Genomic DNA, 23,988 nt, shown 5'->3' with positions numbered 1-23,988 from the left:
GCTGATCGCGGAACGGCACGAGCCCGGCGTCGGCGACCCCGACAACTACCGCCCGGACGACTACGTCGAGCAGCGCATCCGCCGGGTCAGGGCACATCGGGCACCACCGGCCGAGTTCTGGACCGGCGCCTCCTGGTCCAGGACCGCCGATGGCCCCTGCGCCTTCGGACGGGCCGCCGAGCAGCGGCGCCGATTCCTCAGGCTGTCCGGTTTGGCCCCGGAACGGCAGGACGACAATGCCGAGCATCCTCCGCGACTGCCGTCGGCACGGCGACGCTTCAGGACAAGTCGTCAATCGTGCTGCGCACCTTGTTCACGATCGTGGCCGGGAGCGTCGCGTATCCCTCGAAGCTCAAGTCCTGCTGGCCGCCCGTGCCGGCGATGTATGTCAGAAACGCTTTGGTGGCGGACCACGTCGCCGGCTTGTTGCCCTTGTCGCAGACGATCTCGTAGGTGACCATGTCGATCGGGTAGGCCCCCGGGGTCTTGGTCGCGTAGTCGAGCTTCAGCACGAGGTCGTCATCGGAACCCGCAGCCGTGGAAGCGGCGATCGCCTTGGAAGCCGTGAGGACACTGGCGTCGACGGGAGAGGAGGCTCCGGTGGCGATCGAGGCCGTGGGAACGTTGCGAGCGAGTGCATAGGTCAGCTCGACGTAACCGATGGCGCCCTCGGTCCCTTTCACCTGTTCGACGACGCCCGAGGAGCCCTTGGCGGACTGGCCGCCCTTGGCCATCCATTGCTTGCTGTGCTCGTACGGCCAGGCACTCGGTGCGGCAGCGCTCAGATAGGAGGTGAAGTTGTCCGTCGTACCTGAGGAATCGGAACGGTGTGATACCCGAATCTGCGTCGACGGCAGCTTGGTGCCGGGGTTGAGCTTCGCGATCGCGGGGTCGTTCCAGTGCGTGATCTGCGAGTCGAAGACCTTGGCCAGGGTGGGAGCATCCAGGACCAGTCTCCTGACTCCTGGCAGGTTGAAACCGATGGCGATCGGACCGCCGACCATCGGCAGATGGACAGCTCGGCCGCCGTGGGAGCAGACGCCCTTGGACTGGCTGATCTGGGCCGCACTCAGTGCGGAGTCGGAACCCGCGAAGGAGGTTCTGCCCTTGAGGAAATCGGTCTGGCCCGCGCCGGAACCATTGCCTTCGTAGCTGATCCGGGTACCGGGACATGCCCGTGTGTAGCTCTTGATCCAGATCTTCATCGCGAATTCCTGCGCGGTCGAGCCGGAAGCCGACAGCGTGGCCGGCTTGCCGCATTTGACACCGCTCGCACCGGAGGTGGCGGGCGAGACCGCCATGGACGACGTGGCGGTTGGCCGAGAGTTGCCGCTCGACCCGCAAGCCGTCAGGAGCAGGGCACCGGAGACGACTGCCGCACCGACCGCCAGGCCACGCATCCCGCCCTTTGGCTGAAGCATCACTCTTCGGCTCTCCTTTCTATGGACCTGCAGGTCCGGCCCGGTATGTGGGTGTGGTGCCGCATGATCCCTGCGGCCTGGATGAGCCTCGATGCCTGCGGAGTAGGACACAGGACCGCGGATCCGGTAACGACCACAACACACGCACATCGATCACTATACGCAATGATATAAATACTCTCCGTAATATCGGAGTGGATGTCTCGCGGCATCGTGTGCTGCTCGGGGTGAACAAGCCCGAGCTGATCGACAGTCAGGTGGTGACGATCTCGACGGGGACGCCGAGTGCCTCGATCGCCTGGATTTCGTCCTCGGGGGTGGCGTCGTCGGTGAGGATCAGGTCGTAGCCGGTGGCGTCGCCGTAGCCGTGGGTGGCCGTGCGGCCGAACTTGCTGTGGTCGACGGGGAGGACGCGGCGCTCGGCCACGCTCTGCTGGGCTTCCTTGAGGTCCGCCCACTCCTGGTCCGGGTGGAACAGCCGGCCGCCCTGGATGGCGGTGGCCGAGGAGAACATCACGTCGGCGCGGATCCGGGACAGGTGGCGCAGCGTGTCCGTGCCGGCGCACGCCTCGAAGTCGGCCCGGAAGGCGCCGCCCAGCAGGATCACCCGCGTGCCGGGCGCGGCGTCGGCGCCGCCGACGAGATCGGCGATGCGCAGTGAGTTGGTGACCACGGTCAGACCCTCGATCCGGGTCAGCCTGCGGGCGAGTGGGAAGAGCGTGCTGCCGCAGTCCATGAGGACCGTCTGCCCCGGCTGGACCTCTCGGATGAGCCGTTCGGCGAACGCTTCCTTCGTCTCGATGTCGAGGTACTCGCGGAACCGTGTGGCGGTCTCGAGCGTGACGTTCGGCAGGGCGACGGCCCTGCCACGGCGCTTGTGCAGCAGCCGGCGGGATTCCAGGTTGGCCAGGTCTCGGTGCACCGTCATGGTGCTGACCTGCAGGGTCTCGGCCAGAGTGTCGATCCGTACGGCGCCCTGGGCGATGACCTGCTGCAGCAGCTTCAGTCGGCGCTGCTCGACGTCGGCCTCGGTCCCCCGGCCCGGCCTCATCTTCTGATCCTCCTCGACAGTGGTGTGCTCGACTCGGTGCGTTCTAAGACCTCCAAACATCACACACTTACTGTGAGATTTTGGCAATCCATTGACAGGAATTGTTCCGGGTGGTTTTCATCGAGAGCACGTCGCCGCGGCACGAACCAGGTGCCGCACCTGCACGGAGGTATCCCCGTGGTCCAGAACCTCACTACGACCCGGCCTCCGCGCGCGGAGCGCGGCTCGCTGCCGTCGCCACGGCGTTCGCTGTCCGACCGGACGGGCTTTCCCCGCGCCTTGGTCTGGGGGTATCCCGGACTGATCCTGTTCCTGATCGGAGACGGCGTGGAGGCCGGGCAACTCTCGCCGCACCTCGTCGGCCGGAGCTCTTCCCAGAGCGGCATCGACCTCGTCCTCACCGTCTACGGCATCGCCGCCGCGGTCGGCGCCTTCCTCGCGGGCACTCTCTCGGACGCCTGGGACCCGCGCCGGGAGATGGCTGGCCGGCGCCGCCTTCTGGGGGCTGTCGCCGCCCGGACGGAGTGCCGTGAAGCGGACGCTCCTCGGCAGCTTCACGTTCCTCGCCGAGAAACCCAAGCCGACGTTCGTCGTGGTCCTCGGTGCCCTCGGCGACCGGTGGAGTCGGCGCAGGTCGGTCGCCTGGCTCGGCGGTGCGCTCTCCGCAGCCGACTGCCTGGCCCTGTGACGGGACCGGGCGAGCGTGGCACCGGGGCCGCTGATCGGCACCCTGTTCACCGAACCACTCGGCGTCCAGGGCATGTTGAGGATCTACGCCTGAGTGCACTTGAGCAGCACTGTCCTGGCACTGCTGCTCCCCGCACCGCGTCGGCAGCACACAGCTCCCCCGACATGCCCTGCCTCCTGTGACACCACCGGCTGAGGGGGAGCGCCGAAGTCGCAGCCACCGCGGTCGAATCCCGGGTCGACCCGGAAACAGCAGCCGTGGGCATCGGCGCGGCTCACCACTGGTCGACCGACGTACGGCTGTCCAACCAACACCCGGGACACATCTGCTCAGCGCTCCCCACGGCTGCGGTGGTCCCGGCGTTCCCTCTCCCTCCACACGGGTGACTTCCGGGACAGAACAGGGCAGGACAGGTGACGGTGCGAGGAGTTCATGGTGACCCTGCTGGAACGCTCCGCTGAGCTCGGCGCATTGGGCTCGCTGATCGAGCAGGCATGTGACGGCGAGTGTGCGGTGGCGTTGATCGAGGGCCCGGCCGGGGTCGGCAAGAGCGCCCTTGTGGCGGCGGCAGCGCGCCACGGGCACGATCGAGGGCTCATGGTCCTCCAGGCCCACGGCTGCGCCCTGGAGCGGGGCATGGCGTTCGGTGTCGTACGCCAGCTCCTTGAACCGGCCATGGTTGCGGCCGAGTCCCAAGGGTCGCCCCTGCTGTCGGCCGGTGCCGTCGAATCCGCCCGGGCGGTCTTCGAGCCGTCGGCCGGTCAGGGCTGGGCCTGTACCGACTCATCCGACGTGCCCTTCGCGCAGTTGCACGGGCTCTACCTGCTGGCGTTGCGCCTGGCGGAGCGCCAGCCGCTGCTGGTGCTGGTCGATGACGCCCACCACACCGACCCGTGCTCACTCCACTGGCTGACCTATCTGGCCCGCCGGTTGAGGGGCAGCCGGATATCGCTCGCCATCGCGGTGCGCACCGAAGAGAGCGACTCCGAGGACAGCCTGGTGGCCGAGCTGTCCGGTCACCCGGCCTGCCTGCGTCTGCGGCCCGCGCCACTGTCGCCGGCCGCCGTCACGCAGTACCTCACCGACGGGCTGGGGGTTGAACTCGACACAGAGGTGGCGGCTCTGTACGGCCTGATCACGGGCGGCAATCCGTACCTTGTGCGGGTACTCGCCGAGAATCTAGCCCGCAGTGGGATCTCCCCGGTGCGCTCCGAGTTGCCGCGGCTGACCGCGCTGGCACTACGGCTGCTCGCTCACCACCTGCCGGTCCTGCTGCGTCGGCACTCGTCATCGGTCGCGCCGGTGGCCACCACCGTGGCCACTCTCGAACGCACCACCAGCCTGCCGCTGCTGTGCGAGGTCACCGGGCTCGACGCCGTCGCCGTGACCGGTGCGCTCACCGTGCTCGAGCAGGCCGGTCTCGCGGAGCCGGGTCCGCCGTGGCAGCTTCGGCACCCACTGATGCGGGAGGCGTTCCAGCTCCGGACCAGTACGACAGCGCGCAACGAACTGCGTGCCCGAGCGGCCGATGCCCTGCTGGCTCTCGGAGGCGACGACAGGGAGGTGGCGGATCTGCTGCTCGCCACCGAGCCGGAGGGGCACCCGTGGCGCGTACGGGTGTTGCGCGCTGCGGCCCAACAAGCACAAGTACAGCACGAGTTGGGCAACTGCCGCGCGTACCTGAACAGGGCGCTGAGCGAACCGCCCAGCCAGGCCGACCGGCTGGAGATCCTGGCGCAGTTGGGCATCGCGGAAGTGCAGACGAACCCGGCCGCGGCCGTCGAGCATCTGCGCGCGGCCGTGGAGCGCCTGGAACCCGCGGACAGGGTGCACTTGGTCCCGCACCTGGCCGAGGCGCTGACCCGCACGGGCCGCAGTGAGGAGGCGGTCGCTCTGCTGGACGCGCTGGCGGCCGAGATTCCCGACGCGGACCGTGAGTCGCTGTACCGGCTGTGGGCGCAGGGCATACTTCTCCTGCTGGAGGACACCCCGCGGCTCGCGGACGACTGGATCGGCCGGGGCGGTATCGGCAACGACCTGCCCGGTGACACCCCCGGTCAGCGCCTCCTGCTCGCGGCGCTCGCGGTGAAGACCTTCCTCACCGGTCAGTGCTCCGAGACCGCCGCCACACTGGCCGAACGTGCCCTGGCCCAGTTCGGCCCGCCCTCGGACCCCGTGCTCACGGGCACCTTCGCGGTCAGCGCACTGCTGCACGCCGACCGGCTGACCGAGGCCGAACACTGGTACGAGCACGTGGCCGTTGCCGAACCGGAAGGGCAGCCGCCGTCGATGCTGGTGTCCGTCCGTGCCAAGCTGGCCCACCGGCTGGGAGACCCCCGAGGGGCCCTGGCCCACATCGGACAAGTCCTTGATCCGGCATCCGCCGACGAACGCTACTGGCCGTACGCGACGGCCCTGGCCGTCCAGGCCTTGCTGGACCTCGGCGACGTCCGGGAAGCCGCCCGCGTGTGCCGGGCCCCGTTCGAAGGTCCGGTCGGCAAGCACTGGAGCTGGACGGCACTGCTGGCCGCTCGGGCCCGGCTGCGGCTCGAACAGGGGCAGCCCGAGGCCGCTCTGGCCGACCTGGAGGAGTGCGGCCACCGCCAGACCGAAGGCGGTTACGACAATCCGGCACTCGTCCCCTGGCGCTCCGAAGCCGCCTTGATCCACCAGCGCCTCGGCCATCGGGCCACCGCGGCCCACCTGGCCCAGCAGGAGCTGCGGCTCGCCCGCGCCTGGGGCAGCCCCCGGACCGTCGCCACGAGCCTGCGCGCCATCGGCCTGCTCAGTACCGGCCCGGCCGCCGTCGCCGCGCTGACCGAGGCGGTCACCCTGCTGGAATCGACACCGGCTCGCCTCGACCTGGCCCGCGCTCTCACCGACCTGGGTGAACTCCTCTCCGCACACGGGGACATCGAGGCATCCCGCGCCCGGCTCCGACAGGCCCTGGACCTGGCCGAAACCACGCATGCCCGGCCCCTGTCCGAACGCGCGCACCGCGCCCTGCTCGCGACCGGCGCCCGCCCACGCCGCAAACGGCAGTCAGGCGTGTCCGCCCTCACCGGCAGAGAATGCCGTATCGCCACCCTGGCCGCCGAGGGAATGACCAACCAGCAGATCGCCACAGAGCTGTTCGTCGCCCGCCGCACCGTGGAATTCCACCTCACCCGAGCCTTTCGCAAACTCGGCATCACCACGCGAAAAGACCTCTCGCGAGCACTCGTCGGCATCGATCAGCCGTAGTGGCGTACTTCCGCATTCGCCGGCACCGACAGGAACAGGTCAGCGGTCCGCAGAAACGGGTGCGGCCCTCCGCAGTCGCCTCGCCAGGAAGTCCCAGAGACACCCGCAGCCGTACCGGCTAGGCATTGTGGAGCCCACGTGGTGCGGTGGCTTCGGCGCCGAGTGAAGTTCTTGTGTTCGGCGGGCTGCTGGCACTGGTGGCCTTCCGGGTCATCCGTTACGAGCACAGACGATTCATCACCCTGGGGCTGGCCTGGGCCGTCAGTGCACTCTTCCTCGCGGTCACCGTGGGATGGGCCGCAGTGAGCGACGCTTTCGGCGGTCCGCGCTCGTCACCTTCGCGCCCCTGTGGATGGTGGTGATCGCGTTCCAGGCGGGTGTGGAAGAGGTGATTTTCCGTGGCTGGATGCTCTCAGAGCCTTCGCCGGGCTCTATGCACTTTACTGCCGTGGAATCTGGGAATTCATCGGCATCCACGGCGCCTGCAATTTCGCAGCCATTCCGATCATCGCGGTCAGGCGTTGTTGCTCAGGTGGACTCCGTTGACGGCGGTGTCGAACGCCGGACGGTACTTGTGCCATTGCGCGTCCGGCGCGGAGAGGTAGACCACGTACTGCGTGCCGTCGGCGCTGGCGAAGGCCAGTTCCGCCGCCCGGTACTTCCGTGCCCTGCCGTCGAACGTGAACTCCCAGTACCCGGCCGGTCGTCCGCGGAAGGTTGTCGGAGCCATCCTCACTCGTTCATAGCCGGGATTGTCTCGGCGGGTCTGGTCCTCTTCCGTCTCCCGCCAGTGCTGCAGAGGGTCGGTACCGGCGAAATGGACGACATTGACCCGCAGACCCACCAAGCCGGACGGGTCTATGTAGCCGACTTCACCACCGGGGAGCGTCTTGCTGGTCCAGCCGTCCTGTACGGGTACGGAGAAGCCGCTGTCCGTTGCGAGGTGGTATCCGGTGGGCAGCGGCGGGAGGGAGGCGCCGGCACTCGGAGAGGGGGCAGAGGAACCGGCCCTGGCCGCGTGCGAACTCGGCCTATCGGCAACGGCCTTGAGCCACCACAGCGCTCCGCCTGCCACACAGGCGGCGACCGTCACCGCCACGATCGCCCCCACCGCCGTACGGCGGCGCTTGCCGCGGCCCTTTCGCCCGGGAGGCGCGAGGTCGCCGGCACCGTCCGACCGCGTGGGGACATCGACGGGAGCAGTTCGTGTCCCGGTCACATCGCCCAGGCGGCGCTCGACCTCGTCCACGTCCATGCGCCGTTCCGGTTCCTTGACGAGCAGGCCCTCGATCACCGGGGCCAGGTCCCCGGCGCTGCGCAGAGGCTCGTACGAGTCGGTGGCGATGGCGTACGCGATCTCGATGGGGGTGTCACGGTGGAACGGGTGCCGCCCCTCGACCGCCTGGTACAGCGTTGCGCCCAGGGCCCACAGGTCGCTGGCGGGACCGGGTCCGGTGCTCGCGCTCCTGAGGCGTTCGGGTGCCAGATAGCGGATGGAGCCGATCAGTTCGCCGGACTTGGTCAGTGAGGACGTTCCCGACTCCATGGCGATCCCGAAGTCGGTGAGGACGATCCGCCCGTCGTCGCCCAGCAGAACGTTGGCGGGTTTGACGTCCCGGTGCAGGACCCCGGCGTCGTGGGCGGCGCGCAGGGCGGCGGCCATGGCTCGGCCTATCCGGGTGACTTCTCCGAGTGGCAGCGCACCCCGCTGCTTCAGTACGTCACTCAGTGTGACCGAGGGTATGTACTCCATGACGATGCACGGCAGGCCCTCGTCATCGACGACGTCGTGCACCACGATCACGTTGGGGTGCGCGATCCGGGCGGCGCTGCGGGCCTCACGGCGAGTGCGCTCGTGAAGGGTCTGGACCTCGTCGTCGTGCAGATGGGGCGGGATGCGTAGCTTCTTGACGGCCACGTGGCGGCCGAGCAGCTTGTCCTCGGCACGCCACACGGTGCCCATGCCGCCGCTACCCACCCGCTCCACCAGCAGGTACCGGCCGGCGACGAGCCGCCCAAGATCGGACACCGTGTCTCCTTGCTAGCTGTCCTTCCCATTCGCGAATGGGGAGAGGTCGACGAGGCACGATAACCCATTTGGCCGAATGACCAGGACCGCTGCTCCTTCTCGCCGGCTGCGCGTCTGCCACGGATGTGGCTGTCGGGCTCCGCCGGCGACAGCGCGTGCTGTAGCCGTTTCGGAGCCTCATGAGAACACTTGCGACAGTCTGCCGGGGCAGTGCGCCTCCTCCACGACGAGCGCCGAGCGCCTCTCCGACGAAGGCGTCAGGGCTCGCCATGGCGTTGTCCGCCATCTCGCAGGTCGTGGGTGGCTTCGGGGTACATCCCTCGAAGACGCCGCAGTCGCCGTCGGCATGGGCACCGTCGGCACGGTCACGGCGAAGCCCGCCATGGCTATGACGGACAGGCTTCCGGCGAGCCGATGGCGCGGCGGATGAGGACGTTCGCGGCGGGGGCGCATGGTGAGCCGCATGAGATCCTCCTTGGTCGGGGTGAGAGGCCCGCAGGGGGACTTCCCTCAGGGACCGTCGATCGCTCCCTGGCCGAAATCGGCGTCGCCCAGATTCGAACCCGCAGGTCATCCCCGGACAAGGGCTCTCACGCGATGCTGCGGTTTCTCTGGTGCACCGGGACGGTCGTGCTGCGGAGGCCGGCTGAAATACCTGCGGAGCCGCCCCGGTCCCGATGGCCTCGCGTCCCCCGTCACCCGAACAGTGGCTGCCCTGAGAGGCTTCACGAAATGCGACATGTCTTGTTCCCACGGTAATGATGATATGTCGGACTGATCCATGTCCTCCGAACCAGGGGGGAACCGTGAACGAGGCCAGGCACACAGGTCGTTCCCTGTCCAGGCAGGAGCGTCCGGCCGAGCGCATCGACGCGGTTCTGTTCGACATCGGTGGGACGATCTACGACGACGCGCGCTACGTTCAGGCACTGCACCAGGCGGTCATGGAACTGGCCGGAGGTGTCGAGGAGTCCGAATTCTGGGGGCTGTACGAGGCCGAACGCGAAGGCGGCAGCCGATTGCTGCACACCGCGTTCGCCCGACGATTCGTCCCCGGCAGGGACGCGGCGCTGCTGCACCGGCACATCGTTCAGCACTGGGAGTACCCGGTCGAGGCCCTCTACACGGACGTCAGGCCCACCCTGCACGCGCTGGTGCACCAGTACCGGCTCGGCATCGTCTCCCTGTCCCCGCCACAGGTGCGGGAGGCACTGCGCCGTGACGGCCTGGAGGAGATCTTCGACGCGATTCTGCTCGGGGGCGAGCCCTTCGAGAAGCCGGATCCCCGCTCGTTCCTCACGGCACTGGAGCAGATGGGAGTGCCCCCTGCCCGCGCCGCCTATGTCGGCAACTGGCTGGACACCGACATCCGGCCCACAGCGCGGCTCGGCATGCGCACCGTGTGGATGCTGCGCGGCGAGGCCCCGCCGGCGCCTACGCGTAGCCAGCTCAAGGAACCCGACGCGGTGATCACCTCACTGACCGGACTGCCGACGGCTCTGGCCCGGCTCACGAACAGTCCGGCCCCGGCGGTGACACGCGTGCGGGGCATGTCGACGGCCGCCGTCGACATCACGGGGCAGTACCGGAGCAGACAACGGCTGTCCATCGTGAACGCGGCCAGTGTCCGCATCGGCAGCACGCTCGACGTGACACGGACTGCTCAGGAACTCGCAGACCTGGCCACCGAACACTTCGCGGACTTCGTCAGCGTCGACCTGTTCGAGTCCGTCTTCCGCGGTACGGAGCCGGAGTTCGATCCGGCCTCCCGACCTGTCGTCCTCCGCCGTGCCGCACAGCAGTCCGTCCTGGACGGCTGCCCCGAATCCGTGGTCGCCCCCGGCAACACGGACCGCTACCCCGACGACTCCCCCATGGGCCGCGCCCTGGCCACGGGAGAGCCGGCATGGCACTGGGTCGAGGAACCGGACATCCAGCGGTGGCTGGCGCACGACGCCTCGCGCTCCGACACCGTCCGCGCATACGGGATCCACTCCCTCGTCGTGGTGCCGCTTCGCGCCCGCGGCACCACCCTGGGACTCGCCGTATTCCTCCGGCACCGTACGCCCGAGGCATTTGACGTGAACGATCTTCTCCTCGCCGAGGAGATCACCACCAGAGCCTCCCTGGCCATCGACAACGCCCGCCGCTACACCCGCGAGCGCAACACAGCTGTTGCGCTGCAGCGCAGCATGCTCCCCCGGCAGCCTCCCCGGCAGAGTGCTGTGGAGGTGGACTCCCGCTACGTACCGGCCGACTCCAAGGCAGGCATCGGCGGCGACTGGTTCGACGTCATCCCCCTGTCCGGTGCCAGGGTCGCTCTCGTCGTGGGCGACGTGGTCGGCCACGGCATCCAGGCCTCGGCCACCATGGGACGCCTCCGCACGGCCGTCCTCACACTCGCCGAGATCGACATTCCGCCCGACGAACTGCTCACGCAGCTCGACGACCTCGTCCTGCGCCTCGATCGCGAGGCGGAACCGCTCTCCCGGGAGGTCACGGAGCCCGAGGACGAGGTCGCCGGCGCCACGTGCCTGTACGCCGTCTACGACCCGATCTCCCGCCACTGCACCCTTGCCCGTGCCGGGCACCCGGCCCCCGCCATCGTGTACCCGGACGGCACAGTCGACTTCCCCGACCTGCCCATCGGCCCGCCACTGGGCTTGGGCGGCCTGCCCTTCGAGTCGGCCGAACTCGTACTGCCCGAAGGCAGCCTGATCGCCCTGTTCACCAACGGCCTCATCGAGACCGCCGACCGGGACATGGACATCGGGCTGATGCGGCTGCGTGACGCTCTGGCGAACGCGCCATCGTGCCTGAAAGACACCTGCGACAGGGTGTTGCGGGCACTGCTCTCCGGCACCCCTGCCGATGACGCCGCCCTGCTCCTTGCCCGCCCCCAGACCCTCGACGCCTCCCAGGTCGCCACCTGGGACCTGCCTTCGGACCCCGCCGTCGTGGCCAGTGCACGCCAACTGGCGGCCGACCAACTCGCCTCCTGGGGGCTGGACGAGGCGGCCTTCATCACTGAACTCGTGGTGAGCGAGCTCGTCACCAACGCCATCCGCTACGGCCAACCGCCCGTTCGGCTACGCCTGATCAAGGACATCAGTCTCATCTGCGAGGTCTCCGACGCCAGCAGCACCTCGCCCCACATGCGGCGGGCTCGCGCCGACGACGAGGGCGGACGTGGTCTGCTCCTGATCGCCCAGCTGACGCAACGCTGGGGCACCCGTCACACCACGTCCGGAAAAACGATCTGGACCGAACAGTCCCTTCCAGCCGGCCATTGAGCTCGCTTTCCGCCCGACGCGCCTGACGCGCCTGACGTCGCCTGCAACACGGCCGCGGTGAGCGGGCGCCGGAGCCCCACGCCGGACTTCCGCAGGCCGATCCGTAGGTGTCCGGACGAACGTCCGCAGGCCTGGGACAGCGGCCGCACAGGATCGACCACAGGACCGGACGACACCCCTTGTCCCGGTGCTGACCTGCGATCTCTCATGTTTCTACGCCACTTCGGCGAGTCGGCCGGCAAGTGTGCCGACCGGCGGTCCACCAAGGAGACACATTCATGCGAAAGCATCGTGCGCCCACCACACGGGCAACTCGGCGGGTTTCGGCCAGTGCCACCGTCGCCGCTCTCGGCATCACCGCACTGCTCGGGCTCGCGTCCACCGCACACGCGGACGACGGTTCTTCTTCCGGCAGCGTCAACTTCCCCGCCGACTCCCTCAACACCGAGGCGTTCAACCGCATCATCCACGAACCCCTGGACGACTTCGCGAAGGAGGAGCAGGCGAACAACCCCACCGGGTCGAACGATCCCATCGTCGACAACAACGGCATCCGGTGGGACACCGACGGCTGCTCCGACCCCACCGGCCTGTTCGGGGGCGGTGACGCGCGCATCGCCTGCGAGCGGCACGACGTCGCCTTCCGCACCCTCCAGCAGAACGACCTGTGGAACGCGGACAGCATGAATGACGCGAACAGGAATTTCACCAATGACCTGAGCACACTCCAGCAGCAAGGGAGAATAGACGAAGCCCAGGAAGTCGGTCTCGGTGTTGGCGCCGGGGTCGGCTCCAACCTCCCGAGCTCCGTCCTTGGATCCGAAGTCAACGGCCTCCCCCAGTACGACGGCAGCAAAGGCAGCCCGTTCGACCCCCAGGCCGGCACCGACGGGGCATTCCAGCCCTCGGAAGGCGCACGTTAGGCAGGAACCGGCATAACGCCGACATCGTCGCCGGGTGCGGCCACCATCACAACCCGCCGCACCCGGCCCCTGCCTGCGCGCTGTGAAGCACGGTGAGGAGGTCTCGTGCAGTCGGGACCACACGCCGGCCTCGGTCCTCTCGGCCCTGGAAAGCCAGCCGATCCGGATGCCCGTCTGCGCCCGCGATGCTGCACCCGACGCTCGGCCCTGTGCAGCAGCCCGATGGAGGCGCGCCTCAGCCATCCTCGAAATCAAGGCCACTTTCCTTCGGTTGGACTTTGTCCGGGTGGGATTGGCCTTTCTAGCGTGGGCGGCATGGCATCACATGGAACGACAGGTGACGCGCCGGTCGGGGATGTGGTCGTGGGAGTGAGCGACTCGCTCGCCGGGCTGGCCGCATTGCGCCGCGGCATCCTCGAGGCCCGCAGGGCCGGCCGCACGTTGGTGGCCGTCCGGGCCTGGGAGCCGCCCGAGGGCGACGCCCTCTACCGGCGCTGGCCCGAGCCCTCATGGGCCCGGCTGTGGGCGGGCGAGGCGCGGCGGCGGCTGGACCGGGCCTTCGAGCTGGCGGCCGGCGGGCCTCCCGCCGACCTGCGGATCGTACGACGGGTCATCCGGGGTCCCGCTGGGCCGGTGCTGTGTGCGATCGCGTCCTCCCCGGACGACCTGCTGGTCATCGGCATGGCCAGACCCCGCGGCCTGGCGGCCCGGCTGCACCGCAGGCCGGTGCACCGGCATGTCCCTGCCCGGGCCGAATGCGAGGTCCTGGTCGTGGCGGGCCCTCGGCTGCTGCCAAGCGAGGCACGGCTCCTGCGACGCGGCGACCTCGTGGAACGGCGGGCCCGGGCGTCGGGCTTGATGCCGTGAGCCGGGCCGTGGGCAGGATCGGCCTACGTCGGGGCGGGACCCGCGCTACGGCGGGCGTACACCTCGATCTCGATCTTCATGCGAGGGTCGGCGAGGCCGCACTGCAGCATGGTCGCGGCCGGCCGGACCTCGCCGAAACAGCGGCGCAGCACCGGCCAGCAGGGCTCGAAGTCGGCGCGGTCCGGGAGCAGATAGCGCACCCGCACCACGTCGGCGAAGGTGCACTTCGCCTCGGTGAGCGCGGCCTCGATGTTGCGCAGGCACTGCTCGGCCTGCTCCACCACGTCGTCGGAGATCGTCATGGTGGCGTAGTCGAACCCGGTGGTCCCGGACACATGCACCCAGTCGCCATCGACCACGGCACGGGCGTAACCGATCTGCTCCTCGAAGGTCGAGCCACTGAGGATCGCACGTCGCTCTGTCATGCGCGGAACGCTAGGTGACCAGTGCCGATACGTCTAATACACGCGTCGGCATGATCCTATATCTCACGGGATATCTCTAGGGTATCTCTGGGGGTATGAACCGCCCTGAACTCCCGCTGCCGCAGCTGCACGCCTTCGTCGTGCTCGCGGAGGAGCTGCACTTCGGTCACGCCGCCGCTCGCCTGGGCATCGCCCAGCCCCCGCTGAGTCAGCAGATCCGTCGGCTGGAGGAGAAGGTCGGGTACCCGCTCTTCGCGCGTGAACCGGGGCGGGTGACGCTCACCCCGGCCGGCCGCGCCCTGCTGCCGGCCGCCCGGCAGGCGCTGGACGGACTCGCCGACGGGCTGGCCTCGGCACGAGCCGCCGGCAGCGGCCGTTCGGGGCGGTTGCGGATCGGCTTCGCCGCCTCGCTGGCCCTGACCGTCCTGCCTGGCCTGCTGCGCGAGTTCCGGAAGCGGTTCCCCGACGCGTATCTCGACATCCACGAGATGACGACGGCACCGCAGCTCGACGCCCTGCGCGCCAGGACGATCGACATCGGCCTGCTGCGGGAACCGCCGGCCGCCGAGGCCGAGCTGGACTTCAGGACCGTACTCAGCGAGCCGTTCGTGGCCGTCCTGCCGACCGCCCACCCACTGGCGGCCCAACGAACCGTACCGCTCGCACAGTTGACCGGTGAGCCGTTCGTCCTGCTGCCGCGGGTTGTCGGTCCGCAGCTGTACGACCGGATCACCGGCCTGTGCGAGGACGCCGGGTTCACGCCCCGGATCTCGCAGCACGCGGTGGAGTGGCAGACCGTGTGCGCTCTGGTGGAGACCGGGCTGGGGGTGTCCTTGGCGCCGGAGAGCATCCGCCGCATCCGGCTCAAGGGGGTCGCCTTCCGCCGGATCGATCCGGGCAGCGCTCGTACCCGGGTCGCCGTCGCATGGCGCAGGAACGACCGCAATCCCCTGGTCGCCCAGCTGCTCGCGATGCTCGGTCAGGACCCGGCGTACCCCACCCCATAATGTTGATTTCGAAATCACAAGCTGCTCTCGCGGCTGCACCACCGGCGCGATCGCCGCCGTAGCGGGATGTTCACACATCGAGTCCTCCTCGCTTGACCAGTTGGCTCGCGATGACATTCCGCTGGATCTCGTTCGTGCCCTCGCCGATGATCGTCAGCGGGGCGAGCACGGGGTGGACCCGGAAGTGCTCGACGTCAGACCCGGCGTTGGCGATGCCGATCTCGTCCGGCGCTTTCCTCACCTCGGTACTGTCCGACCTGGCGAAACACATGGCCACGATCGCGTTCAGTTCGTCATGTGGGCGACGCGCGCGGTGCCGGTCGTGAATCGCGGATCGTCGACCAGGCCGGGGGCGCACATCATGCCAACGGGCGCTGACAACGCCCGGTCTGATCGGCTCTCATCTCTCAGCACTCGCATATGGGCTCTCACATCTCTCTTAGATTCGCTCGTCAGAGTCCACGGCCGTGAAGGCGAGGAAGCTCAAGAAGACGAAGACACAGACGAAGGTCATCGCAGTGAGCGGTGCGCTCCTGATGATCGGCGTGGTCGGTACGGCCGCCGCGTTCGGTACCGATACGGAGGAGTCCCGGCGCATCGAAGCGCACGGGACGCAGCTCTCCGTACCGGTCGACGGGGGCCGTGCCATGGTGGACCTCACCTCCCTGGCGGTGCGGGCCCGATCGGACGACGGCCGTACATGGCAGCTCTCGGCACCGGCCGCCGGTGATCTGGGTGCGCCGGGGAAGGTCACCATCCGCGACGGGAAGGCCACTTGGCGGTACGGCGAGAGGGGACTGAACGTCACCGCGTCCGCGCAGGAAGGGCGTCTGGCCGTGACCGTGCGCTCGGCCCGACAGTCCAGCCTGACCTGGCCGGTCTCCGGCACGGACCGAACGACCGAGGAACTGCAAGTCCCGCGCGGTGAGGGCTTGTCCATTCCGGTCGCCGACCGGTGGTGGAACTCCGCTTCGGCCGGCCTGGCCGGCACCGGGGCCGACATGGCCGAGGGCCTGACCATGCCGTTCTGGGGCACCAGTCAGTCCGGACGGCACGGGGCGAGCTACATCGTCGAGTCCGACATCGGCACGACCCTCAAGTTCGTCTCCGCCGGCGGCCGTCTGCACACCGAGGCCGAGCACGAGTTCGCACCGCGGCAGGCCACGGGGAACTACACCGTGACGTTCGCGCTCACCGACGGATCGCCCGTCGCCGCGGCGCGCGACTACCGCGCTTGGCTGCAGGGTCACGGTGGCATCACCACGCTGCGACAGAGGATCGCCCGGAATCCCGAAGTCGCCAAGCTGGTGGGCGCATTCCACGCCTACACTTGGGGCCAGGCTCGTACCGCCGAGGGCGTCCGCCGCCTGCGGGAGCTGGGGATCGACCGGATGTGGCTGGGCTACGACGCCGACGGCAACCCCATGGACCGCAAGGCGACGCGCCTCGCCCAGCAGGCCGGTTATCTCGTCGGGCCCTACGACTCCTGGGCCAACGCGCAGGATCCGGCGTCGGCCGACACTCCTGTCTCCGCCTGGCCGGCTCCGGTGTGGCAGGACGCCTGTGTGCGCCGGGCGGACGGCACGTTCGTCACCGGTTTCGGCGGCCGCGGCTGCTACGTGAGCTCCGAGGCGCTCCGGCGCGCCGAGCCGTCCCTGCACTATCTGGCCGACCGCACCAGGAAGATGACCGCCAACGGCGCCACGAGCTACTTCCTGGACGTCGACGCCGCGGGCGAACTGTTCACCGATCATTCTCCGGCGCATCCGATGTCCAAGGCCCAGGACCGGCGCAACCGGCTCGTGCGGATGACCTGGCTGTCCGGCGACCGTCACCTCGTGCTCGGTTCGGAGAGCGCGGGCTCCTGGGCGAACGGCGTTCTGTCCTTCAGTCATGGCTCGGGCACACCGGTCGACGACCGGCTGTGGAAGCTGGAGAAGGACCGTCAGACATGGGGCGGTTACAGGCCCGCCAACGCACCGGCGGTCTACTTCAAGCCCGTCCGGCTCCCGGCCGACCTCGCGAAAGCGATGTACGACCCGCGGTACCGGGTGCCGCTCTATCAGACGGTCCTGCACGACTCGGTGATCAGCACCGAACGCTGGGAGCTGTCCTGGTCGAAGCTGCCGGACCAGAGCCGTACCCGCGCCCTTCTCGCGATGCTGTACAACGTGCCCCTCAACCTGGTCCTCGACCAGGACGAGCTGGACCGGCACGGCAAGCAGATCGCTCAGGTACAGCGCTACTTCGAGCCACTGCACAAGGCGGCGGCCACGCAGCCGATGACCGACTTCCGCTGGTTGACGGACGACCATCTCGTCCAGCGGACCACGTTCGGCGAGGGTGTGCTGACCGTGACGGCCAACTTCTCCACCACCTCCCACGACGGACTGCCCGCCGGGTGTGTCGACGCGGTGATCAAGGACGGTGCCAGGCAGCGGCTGTGCCCCACCGGGCTGTAAAGCGCGTCCGGCTCTCGGCGCCGGCGCCGGCGCCGGCCGGCCGCGTCAGCTGCCGGCCGGCCTCACCGCCGGTCAGCAGCACCCGGCGCCGAGCAGGCCCCTACGGATAACCTCAGGGACAATATCGGGGCCTTGCCCGGATGTGCGGAGAGCCGACGAGCCGTCAGCCTTGATCCATGACGAATTCTCTCCACCGCGACCGCGGCAGGGGCACCAGGCGGCGACGAGCCCTCGCCGCCTGCGCCGTCGCCGCACTCTGCACACTGACCGCCGCTCTCCCTGCTGGCGCGGCCACCGTTGCCACCCGCGACGCCCCCACCGGTTCGCCCCCGTCGTCCGCTCGCCCCCTCTCCCTTCCGGCGCCGACCGGCCGATACCGGGTCGGAGAGGTGGAGTTGCATCTAAGGGACCACGCACGGCCGGACCCATGGCATCCCGGGCAGGGGCGACGCGAGCTGATGGTCAGCGTGTACTACCCCGCGACGCACAGAGCCGGCCGTCCGAGGGCCCCGTACATGCTGCCCGCGGCGGCCACCCACTTCGACAAGGTCACAGCGAACGACTACCTCTCGTTGCACGTCCCTGCGGGCCGCGCGGACTGGGCCCGCACCATGACCCACGTAGCCCGGAGCGCCCCGGTGGCCGGCAGTCGCGCCGGCCGGCTTCCCGTGGTGCTCTATTCCCCGGGGCTGGGCGAACCGCGCACCTGGGGCACGGCGTTGGCGACCGATCTGGCCAGCCGCGGCTATGCGGTCGTCACCATCGACAACACCTACGAGTCGCCCGAGGTCCAGTTCCCGAACGGCTCCCTCGCCACCGTGTCCCTGCCCTCGGGCAACGGCGACGCCTTCGTGCGCAAGGCGCTGGCCGTGCGGGTCACCGACACCAGCTTCGTCCTGGACCAGCTCCGGGCGCTGAACAGCGGCCGGAATCCCGACGCGGACGGACAGCCGCTGCCGGAGGGCCTGACCAGGGCGCTGAATCTGGCCGAGGTGGGCATGTTCGGCCATTCCATGGGCGGCACCACCGCCGCGCTGGCGATGGACGCCGACCGCCGGATCACCGCGGGCATCGACATGGACGGCAACCTGACCTACATCGACGGCTCGCTGATGCCGGTCGCCCGGCACGGCCTCGACCGGCCCTTCCTGCTCATGGGCAAGGACGGCAAGACCGACACCGGCCCGGGCTGGCAGGCGTTCCGCGCCCACACGCCCGGATGGACCCGTCAGCTCACTCTGCTCGGTTCGGAGCACGCCTCGTTCACCGACGCGGAGGCTCTTGTGCCGCAGCTGCACCTGAAGCCCTCCGAGCAGACCGACGACATCGGCACCATCGATCCGCCCACCGCGATACGCACCAACGAGGCCTACGTCGCCGCTTACTTCGACCACTGGCTGCGCGGCCGCAGCGGGCACCTGTTGGAGCGGCCGTCGCCCAAGTACCCGGACATGGTGTTCGTGAAATGAGGGCGGCGCCGTCGAGAAGAGAGGAGGAGAAGGTAGGGGCGGTACGGGCGGCTACCCCTCAGATCGATCCTCGCCCGTTCCCCGGGCGCGTGCCCGGAACGCGGCCCGGGTCTCGCCGGTGCGCCGACGGAAGAACCGGGTGAACACGGTGGCGTCGGGGAATCCGAGGCGAGCGCCGTCGGCCCTGGGCGGGAGGTCGGTGTGGCACAGCAGCCGCCGTGCCTCCAAGGGGTGCAGTCGGTGCAGCCTACGCCGGTGCTCTACAGCCATCCGTGCTCGGTGGACGACATCGCCACCACGTTGTCACATGCATGCTCGACCGGTTCGGCTGCCAGCCCCCGCGGCCCGGCGGTGGGAAGGCATGCCGGCGGCCCGCGCCCTGCGAGCGACCGGCTGAGGCCCCCACCTCCCTCACACCCAGTTCCGCTGTGAAAGGAGCTCCCATACGCTACGACGATCTGCGGTGGCCTCCTCGACGTGCTCGACAAGGAGGGCATCTGCTCCGTGCCTCGCAAGAGGTGCTGCCGGAGCCCGACATCGCCGCCGCGGCGAACGCCGCTCCCCGCCTCGGCGACGCGGCCCAGCCCTGTTCTTCGACAATGTCAGAGCTTCACGAACGCCGTATCGCGATGAACGTCCATGGCTCGTGGGCCAATCACGCGCGCTCTCGGCCTGCCGAAGGAGACCGGGGAAAAGGAGCAGGTCGCGGAGTTCGTCCGGCGCTGGGAGGCGTTCCCGGTCGAGCCCGAGTCGCGTGAGGATCCGCTGTGGGCGCAGAACACCCTTCTACGTCGACAAGGCCGCGGTCGTCTCCGAGGACCCCGTCGACCCCGGGCACAACGGCAGGCAAAACCTGGGCGTGTACGGCATCGAGGTCCACGGGCGCCGCAGGCTCGTGCTCCGGCCCGTGCCGATGCATGACATCGCCCTGTCTCTCTCTGCCCGTGCCGGGCGCACGGAGAGATCGGACGCGTCCACATCTCGCCCGTCCCCGGGGTCCAAGACGTGCTGCGGTGCCCGCGGTGCCTGTACATGTGGCGTACGAGCGAACACGCCCGGCTGTCCGGCGCGAGTACTGTCCCGAGGGCTTCCGGCCGGCCGAGGCGGCCGACCTCTCGCACGCCGACGAGGTGTGGGCCGTACCCCCACTGCGCCCGATGTTCTGACGTGACGTCATACCTTCAGATGTAGGCGGGAGTTTGCCGGTTGGCCGTGGACCCGACACGGGCGCGTGCGCTGTGCTGGTCGCGGTCGTCGGCTTATGGTGGGCCGTCACTTGCGTCCGTTCTGAGGGGGACCGATGGAGCCCAGGACCAGGATCGTGAGATACGCCGCCGTCTGCGCGGCAGCCCTTCTGCTCTGTGCCGGCCTGACCACCGCGGCATCCGCCGACAGCGGCAAGGCCAACCCGAACCCGCTCGCCGGCCGGCTCAACGCCTACTGGACCCCGGCCCGTATGGCGGCCGCGCTGCCCGCCGACACCCGCAAAGGCACCGAGACCGGCACGCCCGCGTCCCCCGCGGTGGACGGACCGCAGCCGGGCGAGTACATCCCGCCGAGCCGGAGCTTCGACGGCATCCCCCAGGCCGGCACCTTCTTCTGGACGGACGCCACCGGCACCGGCCGCACCTGCAGCGGCTCCGTCGTGCACAGCCCCGGCCGCGACCTGGTGCTGAGCGCCGGGCACTGCTTGAAGGGCTACGCAGGCACCTCGCCCAAGCGCCATCTGGCCTTCGTCCCGCAGTACCACGACACCCTCAAACCGTTCGGCATCTTTCCGGTGGCGACCGACGGCGTCTATGTCTCGCAGCAGTACTACGACCTGGGTGAGCACGCGGGCGCCGCGTACGACTTCGCGTTCGCGGTCACCGAGCCCAATGAGGACGGAACGCTCTTGGAGGACGCCGTCGGTGGAGTGCGGCTGCTCACCGGGACGGGTTACTACCACATTCCGGTACGGATGATCGGCTATCCGGCGGGGGCGGAGAAGCCTCTGGAGTGCTGGAGCTGGACCACCCGGTGGGACAGTGACGACCTGGCCGACCCGGGTACGTTCCCGCGCATCGCCTGCGACGCCTTCGTGGGCGGAACCAGCGGCGGCCCCATGCTTGTACCCTGGCCGGGCGGATGGGCGGTCGTCGGGGTCATCGGCGGCTACCACACCGGCGGCAACACCCCGCAGGTCTCCTACAGCGCCTACTTCGGCAGCGCCACCCAGGCCCTCTATCGCGCGGCGGTCACGGGCGCCCCGCCGGCCGGGCCGTCTCTGACCGCCGTCTCGTAGGCGAGCGCAGCCACCCCGGAACCGATGCCTGCACGTCCGGTGCCATGACCGCGTCACCGTGGCACGATAGTGATGCACATCACCCTACTGAAGGGGTGTCGGCTATGGCCGTGTCAGAGGCTGCACCAGGTCCGAAGACCCACAGGCCCGGGCTTCGGCGTGAGATCGGCTTCATCGGACTCATCTGGGCCTCGGAAGGATCGATCATCGGATCCGGCTGGCTGTTCGGCGCACAGGGCGCCCTGGCCGCCGCGGGGCCGGCGGCGATCATCTCCTGGGCCGTCGGCGGCATCGCCATCCTCATCCTGGCGCTGGTGCACGCCGAACTCGGTGGCATGTATCCGGTCTCGGGCGGCACCGCGCGCTTCCCGCACTACGCCTTCGGTGGCGCTGCCGGAGCGTCGTTCGGCTGGTTCTCCTGGCTGCAGGCGGCCACGGTGGCGCCCATCGAGGTGCTGGCGATGATCACGTACGGCCAGCACTACTCCTGGGCGAGCGGCTGGGAGAAGGTCAAGGGCGGCGAGCACATCCTGACTCCGCCCGGTATCGCCGTCGCCGTAGGGCTGATGGCCGTCATCACGGCCATCAACTTCCTCAGCATCCGGCTGCTGGCCCGCACCAACAGCGCCGCGACCTGGTGGAAGGTCGGCGTTCCACTGCTGACGATCTTCGTGTTCGCCATCGCCCAGTTCCACAGCAGCAACTTCACGGCGGCCGACGGATTCGACCCGTACGGAGCCAAGGGCATTTTGTCCGCCGTCTCCACCAGCGGCATCATCTTCGCGCTGCTGGGCTTCGAGCAGGCGGACCAGCTCGCCGGCGAGAGCGCCAACCCCAAGCGGGACATCCCGCGCGCGGTCATCGGGTCGATCATCCTCGGCATCCTGATCTACATCCTGCTGCAGGTCGCCTTCCTCGCCGCGCTGCCCGCCTCCCAGATCGGCAGCCATTGGGCGAACTCCGCGTTCACCACGCTGAGCGGGCCCTTCGCCCAGGTCGCCACGCTCATCAGCCTTGGCTGGCTGGCCACGGTCCTCTATCTCGATGCCGTGATCTCCCCCGCCGGCACCGGCCTCATCTACATCACCGGCTCCTCGCGGGTCTCCTACGGCCTGAGCCGCAACGGCTATGTGCCGTCCGCGTTCGAGGCCACCAACCGGCGCGGGGTGCCCTGGGTCGGTCTGATCACCGCCTTCGTCATCGGCTGCGTCTGCTTCCTGCCGTTCCCCAGCTGGCGTTCCCTCGTCGGCCTGATCACCAGCGCCAGCGTGCTGATGTACGCGGGCGCGCCGCTGTCCTTCGGGGTGTTCCGCAATCGGCTGCCCGACGCCCACCGCCCCTACCGGCTGCCCGGCGGCGGCTGGCTGTCGCCGCTCGCCTTCATCGTCGCCAACCTGCTGATCCTGTGGTCGGGTTGGACCACCGACTGGAAGCTGGGCGTCGCGATCCTGATCGGCTACGTCATCCTGGTCGCCAACCGGTTGTTCAAGATGAACCCCATCACCCCCCAGCTAGACCTGCGGGCCGCCCAGTGGCTGCCGGTCTACCTGGTGGGCATGGGACTCATCGTCTACCTCAGCGACTTCGGGCCGCTCAAGCACCCCTGGTTCCCGCTGTGGTGGGACATCGGGGTCGTGGCCGCCTTCAGCCTCGTCATCTACTACTGGGCCATGGCGGTCGCCCTGCCCACCGAACGGATCCAGTATCTGATCGACCAGGTCGTCGTTCCGGAGGAGGGGGACATCCACTGACGCCCGGTCGGACGGCGCAGCGGCTCAGACGGCGTAGCGACCGGGCGCGAACAGGTGGAGGTTGGCGCGGATCCAGTCCGAGGTATGGCGCAGGCCTTCGTCCAGGGAGACCTCGGGCTTCCAGGACGCCCAGGTACGGGCGCGGGAGTTGTCCGACAGCAGTCGGTGCACCTCGCTGCCGGCCGGGCGCAGCCGGGCCTCGTCGACGACGATGTCCGCGTCCCGTCCCGAGACGGCGATCAGCTTGTGGGCCAGGTCGCCGATGGCGATCTCCTCGCCGGTGCCGAGATTGACGACCTCGCCGAGCGCGCGGTCGCACTGGGCCACGGCGAGGAAACCCCGGGCGGTGTCGGTGACGTAGGTGAAGTCACGGGTCGGGGTCAGCGAGCCGAGGCGTATCTCGCGGGCGCCGGAGTGCAGTTGGGCGAGGATGGTGGGTATCACGGCGCGGGCGGACTGGCGGGGGCCGTAGGTGTTGAAGGGGCGGACGACCGTCACGGGCAGTTCGAAGGCGTGGTGGTGGGAGAGCGCCATCATGTCGGCGCCGATCTTCGACGCGGAGTACGGCGACTGCGGCTGGAGCGGATGGTCCTCGTCGATCGGCACGGTCAGGGCGGTGCCGTAGACCTCGCTGGTGGAGGTGTGCACGAGTCGGCGGACGTGATGACGGCGGCAGGCCTCGGCGATGTTCTCGGTGCCGGTGACGTTGACGGCGACGTAGGCGCCCGGTGAGTCGTAGCTGTAGGGGATGCCGATGAGGGCGGCGAGGTGGAAGACGGTGTCGCAGCCGGCCACCGCGTCCATCACCCGGCCCGGATCGCGCACGTCACCCGCGATCACATCCACCCGGGGGTGGTCCAGGAGGTGGGCGAGGTTTCCCTTCTCCGCATAGGGCTTGTAGTGGACCAGGGCGCGAACCGTGGCGCCCTGCTGGACGAGGAGGTCCACGAGCGTGGAGCCGATGAACCCCTCGGCTCCGGTGACAAGGACGGTACGGCCCTGGAAGAAGCCGGATGCGCGCATGGTGGTGCCTTTCTCGAAGGAGGTGAGCAGTTCCCGGTGTTGGTCAGAGGTG

General features: G+C 69.2%; 18 protein-coding genes and 1 pseudogene. 12 read left to right on the top strand and 7 right to left on the bottom strand.

What is annotated here, in order from left to right:
- Positions 1 to 278: 278 nt before the first annotated feature.
- Entirely contained in the window at positions 279 to 1,424 is a 1,146-nt protein-coding gene (pstS, locus tag AV521_RS03425) for a phosphate ABC transporter substrate-binding protein PstS (protein WP_076083009.1), read from the bottom strand.
- Positions 1,425 to 1,674: 250 nt separating this feature from the next.
- Complete coding sequence (locus AV521_RS03420; protein ID WP_076083007.1) at positions 1,675 to 2,472, bottom strand: DeoR/GlpR family DNA-binding transcription regulator; 798 nt, start codon at positions 2,470 to 2,472, stop codon at positions 1,675 to 1,677.
- Positions 2,473 to 3,001: 529 nt separating this feature from the next.
- On the opposite strand from AV521_RS03420, the gene AV521_RS49055 reads away from it, so the two are divergent.
- Both AV521_RS49055 and AV521_RS03415 read left to right on the top strand, forming a co-directional pair.
- Positions 3,002 to 3,160 carry a hypothetical protein gene (locus AV521_RS49055; RefSeq protein WP_179022796.1) on the top strand — a complete coding sequence of 53 codons (159 nt, stop codon included), beginning with the start codon at positions 3,002 to 3,004 and terminating at the stop codon, positions 3,158 to 3,160.
- Positions 3,161 to 3,592: 432 nt separating this feature from the next.
- Positions 3,593 to 6,403: a LuxR C-terminal-related transcriptional regulator gene (locus tag AV521_RS03415; RefSeq protein ID WP_076083005.1), complete on the top strand. Its 2,811-nt coding sequence runs from the start codon at positions 3,593 to 3,595 to the stop codon at positions 6,401 to 6,403.
- Positions 6,404 to 6,917: 514 nt separating this feature from the next.
- Here AV521_RS03415 and AV521_RS03405 read toward each other — a convergent pair.
- Entirely contained in the window at positions 6,918 to 8,432 is a 1,515-nt protein-coding gene (locus AV521_RS03405) for a serine/threonine-protein kinase (protein WP_076083001.1), read from the bottom strand.
- Between the two features lie 806 nt (positions 8,433 to 9,238).
- Here AV521_RS03405 and AV521_RS03400 point away from each other — a divergent pair.
- From AV521_RS03400 to AV521_RS03390, 3 genes are all read left to right on the top strand, one after another.
- Positions 9,239 to 11,725 carry an HAD-IA family hydrolase gene (locus tag AV521_RS03400; protein WP_076082999.1) on the top strand — a complete coding sequence of 829 codons (2,487 nt, stop codon included), beginning with the start codon at positions 9,239 to 9,241 and terminating at the stop codon, positions 11,723 to 11,725.
- 278 nt (positions 11,726 to 12,003) lie between these two features.
- Positions 12,004 to 12,648, top strand: a complete 645-nt coding sequence (locus tag AV521_RS03395; RefSeq protein WP_076082997.1) for a hypothetical protein — start codon at positions 12,004 to 12,006, stop codon at positions 12,646 to 12,648.
- A gap of 315 nt (positions 12,649 to 12,963) precedes the next feature.
- On the top strand, positions 12,964 to 13,515 hold the full coding sequence (locus AV521_RS03390; RefSeq protein WP_179022794.1) for a universal stress protein: 552 nt from the start codon (positions 12,964 to 12,966) through the stop codon (positions 13,513 to 13,515).
- A 23-nt stretch (positions 13,516 to 13,538) separates the two neighbouring features.
- Here the strand turns inward: AV521_RS03390 and AV521_RS03385 are convergent, their stop codons facing one another.
- Positions 13,539 to 13,940: a RidA family protein gene (locus AV521_RS03385; protein WP_076082993.1), complete on the bottom strand. Its 402-nt coding sequence runs from the start codon at positions 13,938 to 13,940 to the stop codon at positions 13,539 to 13,541.
- 95 nt (positions 13,941 to 14,035) lie between these two features.
- Here AV521_RS03385 and AV521_RS03380 point away from each other — a divergent pair, with 95 nt between their 5' ends.
- On the top strand, positions 14,036 to 14,947 hold the full coding sequence (locus AV521_RS03380; protein ID WP_076082991.1) for a LysR family transcriptional regulator: 912 nt from the start codon (positions 14,036 to 14,038) through the stop codon (positions 14,945 to 14,947).
- Between the two features lie 70 nt (positions 14,948 to 15,017).
- Here the strand turns inward: AV521_RS03380 and AV521_RS49050 are convergent, their stop codons facing one another.
- Positions 15,018 to 15,188, bottom strand: a complete 171-nt coding sequence (locus tag AV521_RS49050; RefSeq protein WP_179022736.1) for a hypothetical protein — start codon at positions 15,186 to 15,188, stop codon at positions 15,018 to 15,020.
- Between the two features lie 226 nt (positions 15,189 to 15,414).
- On the opposite strand from AV521_RS49050, the gene AV521_RS03370 reads away from it, so the two are divergent.
- Positions 15,415 to 17,409, top strand: coding sequence for a glycoside hydrolase (locus AV521_RS03370; RefSeq protein WP_256725408.1), 1,995 nt, complete (start codon positions 15,415 to 15,417; stop codon positions 17,407 to 17,409).
- A 176-nt stretch (positions 17,410 to 17,585) separates the two neighbouring features.
- Positions 17,586 to 18,878 carry a Tat pathway signal protein gene (locus AV521_RS03365; protein WP_076082983.1) on the top strand — a complete coding sequence of 431 codons (1,293 nt, stop codon included), beginning with the start codon at positions 17,586 to 17,588 and terminating at the stop codon, positions 18,876 to 18,878.
- 51 nt (positions 18,879 to 18,929) lie between these two features.
- Here AV521_RS03365 and AV521_RS03360 read toward each other — a convergent pair whose 3' ends face one another.
- Positions 18,930 to 19,148: a hypothetical protein gene (locus AV521_RS03360; RefSeq protein WP_076082980.1), complete on the bottom strand. Its 219-nt coding sequence runs from the start codon at positions 19,146 to 19,148 to the stop codon at positions 18,930 to 18,932.
- A gap of 693 nt (positions 19,149 to 19,841) precedes the next feature.
- On the opposite strand from AV521_RS03360, the pseudogene AV521_RS52215 reads away from it, so the two are divergent.
- From AV521_RS52215 to AV521_RS03345, 4 genes and pseudogenes are all read left to right on the top strand, one after another.
- Positions 19,842 to 19,901 (top strand): annotated as a pseudogene (locus AV521_RS52215) (hypothetical protein); the annotation flags it as partial.
- Entirely contained in the window at positions 19,901 to 20,044 is a 144-nt protein-coding gene (locus AV521_RS03355; protein ID WP_305965138.1) for a hypothetical protein, read from the top strand. The pseudogene AV521_RS52215 and the gene AV521_RS03355, both read left to right, overlap by 1 nt.
- 155 nt (positions 20,045 to 20,199) lie before the next feature.
- A complete protein-coding gene (locus tag AV521_RS03350) occupies positions 20,200 to 21,162 on the top strand; it encodes a serine protease (protein ID WP_107480786.1) in 963 nt (320 codons plus the stop codon).
- 104 nt (positions 21,163 to 21,266) lie between these two features.
- Positions 21,267 to 22,913 (top strand): APC family permease, encoded by a 1,647-nt coding sequence (locus AV521_RS03345; protein ID WP_076082974.1) that lies wholly within the window; start codon positions 21,267 to 21,269, stop codon positions 22,911 to 22,913.
- Positions 22,914 to 22,937: 24 nt separating this feature from the next.
- On the opposite strand, the gene AV521_RS03340 is transcribed toward AV521_RS03345, so the two are convergent.
- Complete coding sequence (locus tag AV521_RS03340; protein ID WP_076083542.1) at positions 22,938 to 23,936, bottom strand: SDR family NAD(P)-dependent oxidoreductase; 999 nt, start codon at positions 23,934 to 23,936, stop codon at positions 22,938 to 22,940.
- Positions 23,937 to 23,988: the final 52 nt, after the last annotated feature.

The organism is Streptomyces sp. IMTB 2501 (assembly GCF_001953885.1).
Lineage (GTDB): Bacteria > Actinomycetota > Actinomycetes > Streptomycetales > Streptomycetaceae > Streptomyces.
Note: the sequence above shows the minus strand (reverse complement) of the source record. Positions and strands in the feature narration are given on the sequence as shown.